This is a genomic window from Mesorhizobium newzealandense, assembly GCF_042682145.1.
GTDB classification, from domain to species: Bacteria; Pseudomonadota; Alphaproteobacteria; order Rhizobiales; family Rhizobiaceae; genus Mesorhizobium; species Mesorhizobium newzealandense.
Genome location: NZ_JBHUGZ010000007.1, coordinates 1 through 13,996, shown reverse-complemented (window position 1 = coordinate 13,996; position 13,996 = coordinate 1). Strand labels below are relative to the sequence as shown.

Here is a 13,996-nt window from a genome sequence, read left to right as displayed (position 1 = left end):
CGCCCTCGTGCAGCCCGCGCGGCGTTTCCGCCGCGCGGGGTCTTTCGTCTCAGGCCATGAGCCGCACGCCCCTCGCCTTGGCCCAACGCTCGATGATCTTGCGCTCTTCCAACGAGTCGAGACGGTTGCCGAAACCGCGCACCTGCACCGCGCGGTCTTGCGGATCGAGTTCGATCGTCAGCAAACGTTCGATCTTGCCGAGCGCCTTGCGCCGCAACACCCAGATCGAGGCGTTGCCGGCAATGCATTTGGCCGCATACATCGAGACGCAATGATGCATCGCCCGGCTCTCGGCAACAAGATCCTCGGCCGTCTTCAGCTGGCGAATGAAGAACCACTCGCTATGCGCTTTCGCCTCCTTGGTCGACGGCTGCCATTCCCAGTCCTCGAGGCGCGAGCCATCCCAGGCACGCCCTTGCGCCTGCTTTTCGGCAGTACGCGGAGCCCGCCCGGCAGCGCGGCGGCGCATTGCCTCGATGCGTTCGATCGCGGCAATGTCGCGATGCCATTCCGACATCTGCCGACGCAGCGAGGCGAGCGTGCGACCGTTCAGGTTGTACGCCGCATTGCGCTGGTGCATGGCGGCGATGTAGTCGCACAGATCGTCGATCTCCTCCTTCGAAGCGGGATGCTGGCAGAAGAAGCGCGCCACCTGACGCCAGAAGGCCACCTCTCCACGCGGCGTGCGGGCGATCTTCGTGCGCGCAAGTCGTGCAGCCAGCCCGCAATCCTCGGTAAAGGACCGCGCGATCGCGAACCAGAACGCCTCGCCGAAGGTCAAATCGCCGGACACGTTGAGGAAACAATGCACCTCCTTACGCGACAGCCAGGCATTGGCGCCTGCCTTGTAGAGCGAATTGCCGCCGGCTGCTGCGATGTACCAAGCCTTGCGCAGCTTGATCTCGCTCGCATCGAGCCCGGAGCTGTCAAGCCAGATCGCTTCGAGCGCAGCCGGGACAGGGTAGAGGGCAAAGAGATGACGCGCTGCCGCCAGCCGCAAACGCGCGCGGTCGCGCGTCTTCAGCTTCGGACGCCATAATTTGCCGTCGCGAACCGCCATGCCGAAGCCGCGGTGTGCTTCCTCGACCGCCCGCTCGAAATCCGGAGCCGGACGCGGCATGGCGGAAACTCGCCGCAGCGATGCTCGATATGCCTCAATGCGTTCGCGCTCGGCGTCCTGCCTGCGCTGGATCATGGACTTTGCCATGGCCGTTCTTCCTGATTGGAACCCTGTCAGCCGCACGCAATTCCAGCGTCGGCACGGAATGTGTCGATCTGGTTTGCCGGGACATTGACAGGTCTCCTTTCAGGATGACGGGTTAGGAATGGCGCGGTCTCTAGGCTCACGAGAAACTCGGCGCAAGTGCCATTCCTTCAATGTTTACAATGGCCTGTCGGAGTGTTGCAAAGCTGCATCTTTGATTTTCAGGCAGCCGCGATCGTCGACGGGGAGCTCTAGGCTTCCCACCGTTTTATGGACAATGCGGCTCAACGCCGTCGCGGGTTTCGCAGCTCGCGTAGACGACAACTGCTGCCGCGCATTGCAGCACGGCGGTCCTCAGTGTGTCAGGAAGTTGGAACCCGCTGTGACGCGGGTCAGCCGACCGTCCGGCGCGGAGGCAAAATGCGTGAACAAGATCTCATCGTCGCCTCCATCAAAAGTGTGGTCGATACGGTGCGGCCAACGAAAAAGCGGGCCGCATGTTGGCGCGGCTAATACAGCGGAACAGGCGCACCGGCAAGATGGCGAGTGTGCTCGGCCTCTGCGAACTCGAACGAACCGGCAGCGGAGTGCTGGCCGGGCTCGCCGCCGAAAGCGATCGGCGACGAGGCGCGAGCGCTTGCGGCAGGCAGGCGCTCGCGGCAGTCATCCGGCCGGTATGCAACCACCGCACTTTCGCCGTCGAAGCTGAAACACATGGCTGTCTCGTCCACGATGATGAGTTGCGGTCAGGCGCGATCGCGAAAGTCGCGAACGACCCGCTGCAGCAGCGGCACATAATCGCGAAACGTCCGCGTCTTCATGTTGGCGATCTTGCCGCTCTCATCCCAGATGCGGACCCGGACCGCTTCTTCATGGAAGGGGTTCTTGCGGAACTCGGCCACCTCATCGGCGCTCATCGGCCCGCCTTGCAGCGACAGCGTATGCACTGAAGCCTGCGAAAGCTTGCCGAAATAGGTTGGGTCGGTGGCGCAGAGATAGCGCTTGGCCGAGACATGCAGCCTGACGCATTCGACGATGACAGGCGGAAAGAACGGCGCCAGCACCTCGCCGCCGGCTTCGTCATGATGCTTGTCCAAGACATCCTCGGGCGAATAGGTGCCGAACTCGCTGGTGTAATGGCCGATGTCATGCAGCAGGGCCGCAGCCACCAGCTCGTCCGGCGCGCCGTCCTGCTCCGCGAACCACGCGCCCTGCAGCATGTGCTCCGACATGGTGACGGGTTCGCCGAGATAGGATTCCGCCCCCCGGCGTTCGAAGATGTCGGCGATGAACTCGACGATGGTGTCCGCGTTCAAATCCTGGCCGCTCATTCCGCAGCCTCCTTGAACCCGTGTTCGATCGCCGCGAGCGTCGACAGCAGACCGTCCTTGTCGGCGTAGCAGCCCTGCAGCCAGCGCTTGCCGGTGCCGGAAAACGCCTTGCGCGCATGCATGACCCGCGTGTTGTCGACGATGAACGCTTGCCCCGCTTCGAGCTTGAAGGTCACTTCGAAGGATGGATCCTCGATCAGCTCGGCAAACCGGCGATAGGCGGCATAGTACGCCTCCATGTCGGCGAACGGCACATCGACAGTCGGCGCCAGCGAACGGTTGTTGAAGCGGATGCAGATCAGCTCGCCATCGGGCCCGAGCTCGATCATCGGCCGCTTCGCCTGCAGCCGCACGCCGGACGAACCGGCATATTCGAAACGAGCCGGGCATGAGCTCAACAGACAGAAGCCTTCGGGGTTCTCGGCCTGCAGCGCCGCCGCGACGGCAAACCCGTCGACGACACTGGACTCGCCACCCTCCACCGTATTTTCGATGCAGGACAGGATCTGCAGCGTCGGCACCGGATCGCGATAGGGATTGTCGGTGTGCGCCTGGAGGCCGAGATTGGTGTAGGCGAGATTGCTGGGATTGACCTCGGCCCGCACTTCGAACCAGCGGCCGTAATTGGTTTCCCTGATATAGCCGAACAGATCGGACACTTTGCAGAGCGCCCCGGATTCGGCCGGCAGATCGTCCATCACCGCGAAGCCATAGGCTTTCACCGCCGTCAGCCATTGCCGCAAGACAGTGCGGTCGCGGCTGGCGGCAGAGTAGCCGGCGCGCGGTACCGAATTCTGCATCGTGGCCTTTGTCCATCGCACGGTGTCCTCGCCTGTCCAGCCAGCTTGGCGGGCCACATTGCGATCATAGGCATTGGCGCTCAGCCATATCGAGGGAAAGCTCACCGTCTTTCCTTCCGGCACGAAGCTGATCTCAAGGGCATCGTCCTTGATCGACGCCGTACCGATCCTCGTCTCGGCGGGGATATCGAGGATGGTGATCAGCCGCTGGCCATTGCCGGCGCTGCGCGTCTTGTCGTCCAGCGCGTTGTCGCGCAGCCACATGGCGTGAAAGCGGGTGCGCGTCCCGTCCTTCCAGCCAAGTTCGATTGTTCTGCCTTCGTCGCCGATCAGCGCGTGGGTGAGCATGGAGATCCGTTCCTGTCCGCTGCGCCTGCGGTCCGATCCGCAGGTTTCGATTGCATGTTGACCGCGCGATAGGCATAACTCAAATTATCATTTTTTGGCCAATGACCATAAATTGCTAATGTCTCGAACGATCCTACCCTTGCCGCCGCTTGACTGGCTGCGCAGCTTCGAAGCCGCGGCGAGGCTGTCGAATTTCACCGCCGCGGCGGCTGAACTCGGCCTGACCCAGGCGGCCGTCAGCCAGCACATCCGGCTACTCGAGGAACGGCTGAAGACGCGCCTGTTCTCCAGGCTTGCGCGCGGTGTCGCGCTGGCGCCGGAAGGTGCCGCCTACCTGCCCCACATCCAGTCGGCCTTCGCCACCATCGGCAACAGCACCGCGGAATTGTTCGAGCCGCGCGCCGTCCAGACCGTGACCGTTCGAGCGCCGATCTCCTTTGCTCTGCTGATGCTCGTCCCGGCACTGCCCGATCTGGCGAAGGCGCTGCCACGCATCCAGCTCGATTTGGTGACGATCCATCGCCCAACCGACTACGACCTGCCGGGCTCGGTGCTCGACATCCGCTTCGGCAACGGATCCTTTCCCGGCCGCGAAGCCGACAGGCTGACCACCGAGCGGTTGGTGCCCGTGGCCGCCCCCGGCCTGGCGAGCGGTGCCGACTGGACCTCCCTGCCGCTGCTTCTGGTCGCCGGCGCGCGCGAGATGTGGGCGGAATGGTTCGCGGCCTCAGGATTGGCTGGCCACCCCAGGCGATCGCATCGCTTCGACAGTTTCGTCGCCGCCATGGAAGCGGCGAGCGCCGGCGCCGGCGTGCTGCTGGGCTCACGGCCTTTGGTCGATGCGGCGCTCGACGCCAGCACGCTGGTCAGGCTTTCCGACTTCGAACTTTCCAGCAGTTCGGGCCATTTTCTGACGAGGGCCTCGACCGCGCGCCTGACCGGCGCCGAGCAGGATTTCCGCCAATGGCTGCTATCGCGTCTCTCCGATTCCGCGCCGGCGTGACTGGTTACAGCATTGACCCGATCCGCTTCCAGTAGATGAGCGTGCCGGTCAGCTCGCCATGCGGCTTCAAGGCATAGTCCGGGATCTCGCCCGCCAGCGTGAAACCAAGTTTCTCATAGAGGCCGGAAGCGCCCTCTTCGGTGGCGGTATCCAGAACCAGAAGCGTGCGACCCTGCTGCACGGCGAGGCTCTCGGCCGCCCGCATCAGGCGCGTTCCCACGCCCCTGCCCCGATAATCGACGCGTGTCATCAGCTTGGCGATCTCGGCCCGGTGCGGCTGGTTGGGCGGGCAATCGAGCAGCAAGGTCACGGTGCCGACCAGAACCTTGCCGTCCCAGGCGCCAAGCACCGCCCTTTCCCCTCTTGCCGCCGCAGCCAGCGACTTCTCCCAGAATGCGCTTGCCGCTTCCGGCGCCAGCGGATGCATGAAGCTGACCGATCCTCCGGCCGCTACCGTTGCGACCAGCAGTTCGGCCAGCATGTCCTGCGACTCGGCAGCCGGGTTCAGGGTTCCGATCTCGATCGAGCTCATGTGCAGGATGTCCTGTGATTGCGATGGCACGGCACTGCCGTCAGTCCAGATGGCGCGCGCGGCGACGCTTTCGTGCCGCCTTGATGGCGCTGATGCGTTCGGTGTCTTCTTCCCTGAGATGCCGCCCGCGCTCCAGAATCTCGAGCGTATACTCCTCATAGGTCAGGCCCAGCCTTTCGGCCTTGTCCATGCGCAGCAGCATGATCTCGCGGCTTGGCGCCTTCCACGCCTTGGCATGAGCGGCCTGCCAGGCAAGGAAGATGTAGGGATCGCCCTTGCCCCATGGCGGCCCCTTGTACTCATCGAGAGGCGGCCCCCCATTGTGGGAGCGCTTTGGTCGTCTGGCCATCAGTTCAACCCCTGACCAGCGCGACGAGATAGTCGGCGCCCGGTTCCAGGGCGTTAAAGGTGCAGTCCGATGGTGCGCCGAGCGCCAAGCAGTCGCCCGGCTCCAACCTGTGCACCACATCGCCCTCGGTGAAGTCCAGCCGCCCCGAAATCAGCCATATCTGCTGCTTGATGAAAGCGTAGGAAGCGGCGGGAAAACTGACCCTGGCGCCCGCCGGCAACTGGACCCTGATCAGTTCCAGCGGCATATCCGAGGCGGGCGACAGATGCCGCCTGACATAGCCGGTATCGGGATCGCGCCACACCGGTTGATCGGCTACGCGCAGCAGCCCGCCGCCTTGCAATTCGGCGCGCGCGATGAGCGTCGACAGCGTCATGCCGAAGGCCGCCGCGATACGCACCAGAAGTGCCGCCGTCGCGCTGGTCTTGCCGCGCTCGATCGTGCTCAGCATCGCCTTCGACACAGCCGACCGCTCCGCAAGCTCGGCCAGAGACCAGTCCCGTACGATCCTCTCGGCGTGTATTCTTCTGCCTATGGTCGAGGAAATATCGTTCGCTATATCATCCATACGTCCATTATAACGAAATACCACCGATGGAGAAGAGCGGTCTCGCGACAATTTTCACGGCAACCTTAATCGTCTCTACACCATCCGACCTCACCCCACCTTAACCCCATTCCTGTAGGATCGATGCTCCAGGGGAAATGGGGATTGGCCTGTCCATGTATGTCGAACGCGAAGCCTCCGTTGGAGAACCGACATCGCAGGAGCGCCGCACCGCGGAGCAGAACGACAGGCGCATTCTGGGCAATGTCGTGCAATGCGATGGCGCGCGCGCCACCATCAGCGCCTATGCGGACGATGTTGACGGCGCGGTGACCGGCCTGTGGACGGTCGGCAAGATGATTTCCATCAATCTCGGATCCACGCGAACCGTCGGCCTGGTCTACGGGATCGGCAAGTCGGACCGCGCCTGGAGCAATGAAGGCCAAAACCCGATCGAGGTCAGCATCGAGCTGATCGGCGAAGTCCGCGACGGAGCCGAGCCCGGCGCCAAGCCGATCTTCGACCGCGGCATCACCACCTATCCGCATATCGGCGCCATCGCCCATCGCATCCGCACCCGTGACTTGCAGGCGGTCTATGATCTGGCCGGGCGTCATTCGATCACCATCGGCACGCTCTCCCAGGATGAGACGATCGCCGCCAACATCGCCATCGACGATACGCTGGCGCGTCACTTCGCCATTGTCGGCACCACCGGCGTCGGCAAATCCACCGCCGTCTCGCTGCTGCTGCGCAAGTCGATCGCGGCGCGGCCGGACCTGCGCATTCTGATCCTCGATCCGCACAACGAGTTCGCCGCGTCGCTGCCCGAATATTGCGTCAGGGTCGATTCCAAGACGCTCGACCTTCCGTTCTGGATGTTCAGGCTGGAGGAATTCGCCGAGGTGCTGTTCCGCGGCCGCGAGACCGTGCCGGAAGAGATCGACGCCTTGCGCGACCTTATCCCCGCCGCCAAGAACCTTTACCGCAATCCGAATTCGGGCAGCTACATCAGGCGCGGCAGCGATGCGCTGACCGCCGATACGCCGGTGCCTTACCGTATCGCCGACCTTATCAAGCAGATCGACGAGCGTATGGGCATGCTCGAAAGCAAGACCGATCGCCCGACGCTGAAATCCCTGAAGACGCGCGTCGAATCGGCGGCTGCCGATCCACGCTACCGCTTTATGTTCAACTCGCGCCTGATCGAGGACACCATCCACGAGACGATCGGCAATCTCTTCCGCGTGCCGCATCATGGCCGCCCGGTGACCTGCTTCGAGATGGCCGGCATGCCGTCCGAAGTGGTCAATTCCGTCTGTTCGGTGCTGGCGCGCCTGGCCTTCGACCTTGCTTTGTGGAGCGAGGGCAAGCTGCAGCTTCTGTTTTTGTGCGAAGAAGCGCACCGTTATATGCCGGCCGATCCGCGTCTCGGCTTCGCGCCGACCAGGCACGCGCTGTCGCGCATCGCCAAGGAAGGCCGCAAATATGGCTGCTATCTCGGCGTCGTCACACAGCGCCCGGGTGAGCTCGACCCGACCATCCTGTCGCAATGCTCGACCTTCTTCGCCATGCGGCTTGCCAATGAGCAGGACCAGGCGATCATCCGCTCGGCGATTGCCGACTCCTCCGCCTCGACGCTGGCCTTCCTGTCGTCCATGGGCCAGCGCGAAGCCATTGCCTTTGGCGAAGGCGTGGCGACGACCATGCGGCTGAAGTTCGAAAAACTGTCCTCGGAATTGCTCCCCGGCACAGCCAAGCGCGAAGAGGCCGCATCATCGAAGTCAGGCGACGATATCGATCTGGTGGCGATCGTCGAGCGGCTGCGCAACGTGCCGAAGCCGACACCGCAGGCGATGGCCTTCGCCGAAGTCGTCGATTCCGGCCGCCAGGCCGGCGATCCCGACTACCGCAAGCCGCCGGCCACCACCCGCGTGCAATCGGATGATGATTTCGACATGCGCTACGGTCTCAAGCCCGCGACCTTCGGCCTGCGCCCGCAAAACGATTGAGCCTACAGGCCCACGCCGTTCCTCCGACCGGTTGAGAGCCGCGTCAAGCTTCCAAGGGCTCTGCGTGGTTGGCGAGCTTGGGTAAATCCCGAAAGGGAATTCATCAGGCCGAGTTGAATGACGTGGCTTTCGAGAAACCGGAGCGGAGCGGACATTAGGTCCGTGAGCGCCGGAAGTCGAGAAAGCCGCGTCAGACGACCGGCCTCATGAATTCTTCTTCAGGATTTTAGGCGCAGACGCGGTTGCGGCCTTGCCTCTTCGCCTCATAGAGCTGGCGGTCGGCGCGGCGATAGAACTCTTCCGCGGTTTCCTTGCGGTCCCATACGGCCAGACCGACGCTGGTGGTGATCTTGAGGCGGACATTGCCTGACAGCACCGACATGTTGGCGATCGCCTTGCGGATGCGCTCGGCAAACTTGCCCAGCAGTTCGGCATCCATGTTGGGCGTCACCACGGCGAACTCCTCGCCGCCCAATCGCGCCACCACGTCGTGATAGCGTGTCATGTCCTTGAGGCAGTTCGCGACGGCCTTGAGCACCTCGTCGCCGACGTCATGACCATGGGTGTCGTTGACCTGCTTGAAATGGTCGAGATCGAGGATCATCAGCCCGACGGGCTTTTCGATGCGCCGAAACTCCTCGAGATACTCCTTCAGCGCATCGTCGAAATAGCGCCGGTTCTGCATGCCGGTCAGGCCGTCGGTCAGGGCCGCATGCTCGAGCGTCTCTGAGCGGGCGCTGAGCGACACCGTCATGGCGCGCAGCTTGCCTTCCTCAGTCGCCTGTTTGCGGATCAGCGGATAGATGAAGAAGATGCCGAAGAACAGCGCCGTGGCCAAAAGCACGCCGGTCGCGAACAGCAGCTTGTTGAGATAGATGACCTTGTCCATGCCCGAAGCCGTATGCAGCTCGGTGGCGAAGGATTGCAGAAGCCCAAAGGCATGCAGCGTCACCAGGCCGGCGGCCAGGATCACGAAGATAAAGACGAAAAATGCTGATTCCGCCTTGTGGAAACGCATCTGCTCCCCGTTGGAAAAGTGCCCACTGACCTTATGGCATGGGCGGGCTTACGGAGGGTTAATCCCGACAACCGCAACGCGAACCTTTGCTTGCAAGTCAACTTTTCAGGTTGCAGGGGAAACAAGCGATCAGATCGTGGTTTCCAGATCATCACCGGGGCGCAATCTCAGCCATTCCGGCCCCAATTGATGCCTGAACCAGGTCGTCTGCCGCTTGGCATATTGCCTGGTTGCGATCTTGGCGCGCTCGATCGCCTCGGGAAAGCCAATCTCGCCTGCCATCGCGGCCTGCAGTTCGCGAACGCCGATCGCTTTCATCGCCGGCAGGTCGGGATCGAGGCCAAGCGCCGATAGCCGCCTGACCTCGTCCAGCGCGCCCTTGTCCAGCATCTGGTCGAAGCGTCTTTCGATGCGGTCGACCAGCGCGGCCCGGTCCGGGTCGATCACGAAGAAACGCGCGCTCTGCCTGTCGATGAGCGGCTGGCCGCGCTCCGCCTGCCAGTCCCGGATCGAACGGCCCGACGCGTCGAGCACCTCCAGTGCCCGCACGATGCGCTGGCTGTCGGTCGGCTTCAGCATCATGGCTGACGCCGAATCCTCGCGCAGCAGCAGGCTGTGCAGCTTGACGGCGCCCTGCTCCTTCAACTCATAGCGCCAGCGGTCACGGATCCGCTGCGGAATGTCGGGCATTTCCGAAATGCCCTCGGCAAGCGCACGGAAGTAGAGCCCGGTGCCACCGACAAAAATTACAGGCCGTTCGAAAACCGTGCCGTCAGGTCGCCCGCAGAGCGTACCGTCGTCGATCAGCTTCATCACGTCGCGCAGCCAGGCGCCGGTGGAATAGGCTGTGGCCGGGTGGACATGGCCGTAGAGAAAATGCGGCGCGCGGGCGAGGTCGGCCGCTCCCGGCCGGGCGGTCAGCACGTCGAGCACCGAATAGCCCTGCATGGAATCGGTGTTGACGATAACGGCGCCCTTGCGCTCGGCCAGATCGAGCGCCAGTGCCGACTTGCCGCTGGCGGTCGGTCCGGCTATCAGGATCGCGTTCTTCACGCGGCCCTCGCCCGCCTGTCCGCCGGAATCTTCCATGCCGCTCATCGCCACGCTTGTTTCCCGTCCCGCCGACCGCGCTTTGTCGCTGTCGCTTGCGAATATGGCGTCACGGTCGGTCGGCGCAAGCGCTGTTGTCTGGCTTGCCGACGGGATTGCCTGCGATCTTGCCTTGCCGCGGGAGGCTGACGCCGCCGAGACGAGTGCCGCCTTGCGCACCGCACTCGCTACTGAACCGGTCGACGTGATCGTCCAGCAGGCGGAAACCCGGCGCAAGAAGATCCTCATCGCCGACATGGATTCGACCATGATCGACCAGGAATGCATCGACGAGCTGGCCGACGAGATCGGCGTCAAGGATCGGGTTGCCGCCATCACCGCGCGGTCGATGAATGGCGAGATCGCGTTCGAACCGGCCTTGCGCGAGCGGGTGGCGTTGCTGAAGGGCCTCGATGCCGCCGTGGTCGACCGGATCGTCGCCAATCGCCTGACGCTGGCCTCGGGTGGCCGCACGCTGGTGCGGACCATGCGCGCCAATGGCGCCTGGACGGCACTCGTGTCCGGCGGCTTCGAGGTGTTCACAACGCGCATCGCGGCCATGCTTGGCTTCCAGGAGAACCGCGCCAATCGCCTGCTCGAACAGGACGGCCGCTTCACCGGGCTGGTCGGCGACCCGATCCTCGGCCGCGCCGCCAAGGCCGATGCGCTGCTCGAGATTTCCACACGCCTCGGCCTGACGCCCGCCGACGCCATCGCTGTCGGCGACGGTGCCAATGATCTCGACATGATCCGGCTGGCCGGCACCGGTGTCGCCCTCCATGCCAAGCCGACGGTCGCGGCGCAGGCAAAGGTCCGCATCGACCATGGCGACCTGACCGCATTGCTCTATATACAGGGCTACAGGCAGCAAGAGTTTGTGCAATGAAACCAATGCGTACCGAGCGCCTGATCCTGCGCAACTGGGAGGATCGCGACCGCGAACTGTTCCACCGGATCAACTCCGACGAACAGGTGATGGAGTTCTTTCCGTTCCGCCGCGACCGCGCCGCCGCGGATGCCAAGATGGACGAGGTCCGCGCGTGGATCGATGAGGACGGCCATGGCTTCGCCGCTGCCGAGATTGCGGCGACGGGCGAGTGCATCGGCTTTGTCGGGCTGACCGGGACGGAAGATATCGACGTCCTGCCTGCCGGCACGATAGAGATCGGCTGGCGTCTCGCCCCGGAATTCTGGGGCAAGGGCTACGTCACCGAGGCGGCCGAGGCCTGGCTCGCCTACGGTTTCGAAACGCTCGGCCTGGACGAAATCGTGTCTTTCGCGGTCTACGACAACCATCGCTCCACCGCCGTCATGAAACGCCTCGGCATGAGCGTCGACCCGGCCGGCGATTTCGACCATCCCGACGTCCCGGACAGCCACCCAGCGCTCAAGCGGCATGTCCTCTACAGATTGTCGCGCAAGGACTGGCAGGCAAGAAAAAAGGCGGCTCGATAGCCGCCTTTTTTCTACTCAAAATCAGGGCATTACAAGCTTTTCCCGACTTCAGTCCATCCGGATCGTCACGAACCTGAGCTCGCCGGTCTTCGACGCCAGCATCAGCAGCGCGTTCTTGCGTCCCTGTTCCTTCAAGGCGCCGATCCGGTCCATGACGTCCTTGGGCGTGGCAACCGACTCCTGCGCGATCTCGGTGATCACTTCGCCCGGCTGGATGCCACGTTCGGCGGCGGCCGAGTCCTTGGTGACGTCGGTGATGACGACGCCGGAAACGTCGGCGGCAATGCTGAACTTCTTGCGTGTCTCATCGTTCAGTTCGCCGACGGTCATGCCGAGCACCGAAGCCGTCGAAACCGCCGGAGCCTTGTCGCCCTTGTCCTGGTCGGTGTTGCTGCCGTCCTCGCCGCTGGCGAGCTTCTCGCCGTCCTCGAGCCGGCCGAGCGTCACCTTCACGGTCTGCTCGACGCCCTTGCGCACGATCAGCACATCGACCGCCTTGCCGACCGGGCTTTCGGCGACGACGCGCGGCAGGTCGCGCATTTCATGGATATCCTTGCCGTCGAACTTGATGATGACGTCGCCGGCCTGGATGGTGCCGTTGTCGACAGGGCCGCCCTTGATGACGCCGGCAACCAGCGCGCCCTTGGCGGTCGCCATGCCAAGGCTCTCTGCGATGTCGTCGGTCACCGGCTGGATGCGCACGCCGAGCCAGCCGCGCCGCGTTTCGCCGAACTGACGCAACTGGTCGACGACGCCGGAGGCGAGCTGCGAGGGGATGGAGAAGCCGATACCGATCGAACCGCCGGACGGGGAAATGATCGCGGTGTTGATGCCGATGACCTCACCCGCGCTGTTGAACAGCGGACCGCCGGAATTGCCGCGGTTGATCGCGGCATCGGTCTGGATGAAGTCGTCATAGGGACCGGAATTGATGTCGCGGTTGCGGGCCGAGACAATACCGACCGTCACCGTGCCGCCGAGGCCGAACGGATTGCCGATCGCCATGACCCAGTCGCCGACGCGCATCTTGGTGGAATCGCCGAACTTCACCGCCGTCAACTTGTGGCCTTTCGGGTCGACCTTGAGCACCGCGACATCGGTCTTGGTGTCGGTGCCGACCAACGTCGCCTTCAGCGTGATGCCATCCGAGAAATTGACTTCGATGTCGTCAGCATCTGCGATGACGTGGTTGTTGGTGACGACGATGCCTTGCTCCGCGTCGATGACGAAGCCGGAGCCCAGCGACTGCACCTTCTGCCCGCCATTGTCCTTGTCGCCACCACGGTTCTTGAAGAAATCGTCGAAGAAATCCTGGAAGGGCGAGCCCTCTGGCAACTGCGGCATCGGCACCGCTCCCGGACCTTCGGTACCCTTCACCGTCTGCGAGGTCGAGATGTTGACCACCGCGCCAAGCAGACCTTCCGCCAGATCGGCGACCGAAGCGGGTCCGTCGGCGGCAAATGTCGGCGTCACGAAGGATGGGACAGCGGCGGCGCTGACAAGAAGTGCTGCCGCGCCGGCGATGAACGTCCGCCGTGCCGCGCGCAAAAGGGTGTTGGATGTCATCGAGAAGCCTCCCGGTATTCTTGAAAAGAAAAGCGCTTCGACGAAAACGCCGCGTCGCGCCATGTTGGCAAAAAATACGGCACGTTTGCGGCTATGACTAACGGCAGAGGATAAATCATCCGTTATCCCTTGGATCGAAGCTCGTATCCCTGGATCGAAGCTCGTATCCCTTTGATCGAAGCTCGTATCCCTGGATCGAAGCTCGTATCCCGTGGATCGAAGCTCGTGTCCCGGGATCGAACCTCGTATCCCGGGGACCGAAGCTCGCCGCAGTCACCCGCTTCGCACCAGCCAGACGATGCCGACGCCGATCGCAATTGCCGCCAGCCCGGCAACCCGCAACGCGTTCTCGGGCAGCGACAGAACTTCAGTGGCGAGCTTCCTGGCAAGGCCGGGAAAGCCGCCATAGACCAGACCTTCTATCACAAGGACGAGGCCCATGGCAGCGAGAAAATCCTGCACCGGCCGCTACTGGCCGGTGCTCGGCTGTGCCGCCGGCGCGGCGGGTGCCGTCGCCGGAGCGGTTGGCGCGGGCGAAACCGGCTTCGCCGGTCCCTCCTTGCCGTCGGGATCGCGGAAGAAGCGGAAGAACTCAGAGCTCGGCGACAGCACCATGGTCGTCCCGGTGTTGTCCAGCGCCGTACCATAGGCATTCATCGACCGGTAGAAGTCGAAGAAAGCCGGATCGCGCTGATACGCATTCCGCGAAGGTGGACACAAGCGCGCTATGGGACTATACGCA

15 protein-coding genes and 1 pseudogene are annotated in these 13,996 nt (G+C 63.5%); 4 read left to right on the top strand and 12 right to left on the bottom strand.

What is annotated here, in order from left to right:
• Positions 1–49 precede the first annotated feature (49 nt).
• The 4 genes from ACFSOZ_RS08840 to tmpA all read right to left on the bottom strand — a co-directional run bounded on the left by ACFSOZ_RS08840 (position 50) and on the right by tmpA (position 3,683).
• Positions 50–1,207, bottom strand: coding sequence for a PcfJ domain-containing protein (locus ACFSOZ_RS08840; protein ID WP_379096133.1), 1,158 nt, complete (start codon positions 1,205–1,207; stop codon positions 50–52).
• Between the two features lie 506 nt (positions 1,208–1,713).
• On the bottom strand, positions 1,714–1,920 hold the full coding sequence (locus ACFSOZ_RS08835) for a hypothetical protein (RefSeq protein ID WP_379096130.1): 207 nt from the start codon (positions 1,918–1,920) through the stop codon (positions 1,714–1,716).
• Positions 1,921–1,950: 30 nt separating this feature from the next.
• On the bottom strand, positions 1,951–2,535 hold the full coding sequence (tmpB, locus tag ACFSOZ_RS08830) for a (R)-1-hydroxy-2-trimethylaminoethylphosphonate oxygenase (RefSeq protein ID WP_379096127.1): 585 nt from the start codon (positions 2,533–2,535) through the stop codon (positions 1,951–1,953).
• Positions 2,532–3,683, bottom strand: coding sequence for a 2-trimethylaminoethylphosphonate dioxygenase (gene tmpA, locus ACFSOZ_RS08825; RefSeq protein ID WP_379096124.1), 1,152 nt, complete (start codon positions 3,681–3,683; stop codon positions 2,532–2,534). The genes tmpB and tmpA overlap by 4 nt, the downstream gene beginning before the upstream one ends.
• A gap of 118 nt (positions 3,684–3,801) precedes the next feature.
• Here tmpA and ACFSOZ_RS08820 point away from each other — a divergent pair, with 118 nt between their 5' ends.
• Positions 3,802–4,686, top strand: a complete 885-nt coding sequence (locus tag ACFSOZ_RS08820) for a LysR family transcriptional regulator (RefSeq protein ID WP_379096121.1) — start codon at positions 3,802–3,804, stop codon at positions 4,684–4,686.
• A 4-nt stretch (positions 4,687–4,690) separates the two neighbouring features.
• On the opposite strand, the gene ACFSOZ_RS08815 is transcribed toward ACFSOZ_RS08820, so the two are convergent.
• Genes ACFSOZ_RS08815 through ACFSOZ_RS08805 form a run of 3 tightly spaced genes read right to left on the bottom strand, consistent with a single transcriptional unit; the run spans position 4,691 to position 6,135 of the window.
• A complete protein-coding gene (locus ACFSOZ_RS08815) occupies positions 4,691–5,218 on the bottom strand; it encodes a GNAT family N-acetyltransferase (RefSeq protein ID WP_379096118.1) in 528 nt (175 codons plus the stop codon).
• A 40-nt stretch (positions 5,219–5,258) separates the two neighbouring features.
• Positions 5,259–5,567: a hypothetical protein gene (locus tag ACFSOZ_RS08810; protein WP_379096115.1), complete on the bottom strand. Its 309-nt coding sequence runs from the start codon at positions 5,565–5,567 to the stop codon at positions 5,259–5,261.
• 4 nt (positions 5,568–5,571) lie between these two features.
• Entirely contained in the window at positions 5,572–6,135 is a 564-nt protein-coding gene (locus ACFSOZ_RS08805) for a helix-turn-helix domain-containing protein (RefSeq protein WP_379096111.1), read from the bottom strand.
• Between the two features lie 155 nt (positions 6,136–6,290).
• Here ACFSOZ_RS08805 and ACFSOZ_RS08800 point away from each other — a divergent pair, with 155 nt between their 5' ends.
• Entirely contained in the window at positions 6,291–8,126 is a 1,836-nt protein-coding gene (locus ACFSOZ_RS08800) for an ATP-binding protein (RefSeq protein ID WP_379096108.1), read from the top strand.
• Between the two features lie 226 nt (positions 8,127–8,352).
• Here the strand turns inward: ACFSOZ_RS08800 and ACFSOZ_RS08795 are convergent, their stop codons facing one another.
• Positions 8,353–9,144, bottom strand: a complete 792-nt coding sequence (locus tag ACFSOZ_RS08795; RefSeq protein ID WP_379096105.1) for a GGDEF domain-containing protein — start codon at positions 9,142–9,144, stop codon at positions 8,353–8,355.
• 129 nt (positions 9,145–9,273) lie between these two features.
• Positions 9,274–10,242 carry a tRNA (adenosine(37)-N6)-dimethylallyltransferase MiaA gene (miaA, locus tag ACFSOZ_RS08790; RefSeq protein WP_379096103.1) on the bottom strand — a complete coding sequence of 323 codons (969 nt, stop codon included), beginning with the start codon at positions 10,240–10,242 and terminating at the stop codon, positions 9,274–9,276.
• Between miaA and serB the strand changes: the two genes are divergently transcribed.
• A complete protein-coding gene (gene serB / locus ACFSOZ_RS08785) occupies positions 10,232–11,119 on the top strand; it encodes a phosphoserine phosphatase SerB (RefSeq protein ID WP_379096100.1) in 888 nt (295 codons plus the stop codon). The genes miaA and serB overlap by 11 nt on opposite strands.
• Positions 11,116–11,688 carry a GNAT family N-acetyltransferase gene (locus ACFSOZ_RS08780; RefSeq protein WP_379096097.1) on the top strand — a complete coding sequence of 191 codons (573 nt, stop codon included), beginning with the start codon at positions 11,116–11,118 and terminating at the stop codon, positions 11,686–11,688. The genes serB and ACFSOZ_RS08780 overlap by 4 nt, the downstream gene beginning before the upstream one ends.
• A gap of 48 nt (positions 11,689–11,736) precedes the next feature.
• Here ACFSOZ_RS08780 and ACFSOZ_RS08775 read toward each other — a convergent pair whose 3' ends face one another.
• The 3 genes and pseudogenes from ACFSOZ_RS08775 to ACFSOZ_RS08765 all read right to left on the bottom strand — a co-directional run.
• Positions 11,737–13,254 (bottom strand): DegQ family serine endoprotease, encoded by a 1,518-nt coding sequence (locus tag ACFSOZ_RS08775; RefSeq protein ID WP_379096094.1) that lies wholly within the window; start codon positions 13,252–13,254, stop codon positions 11,737–11,739.
• 273 nt (positions 13,255–13,527) lie between these two features.
• The gene (locus ACFSOZ_RS08770; protein ID WP_379096091.1) at positions 13,528–13,716 is read right to left on the bottom strand and encodes a DUF2065 domain-containing protein; all 189 of its coding nucleotides are present in this window, start codon (positions 13,714–13,716) and stop codon (positions 13,528–13,530) included.
• Between the two features lie 6 nt (positions 13,717–13,722).
• Positions 13,723–13,996 (bottom strand): annotated as a pseudogene (locus ACFSOZ_RS08765) (hypothetical protein); the annotation flags it as partial.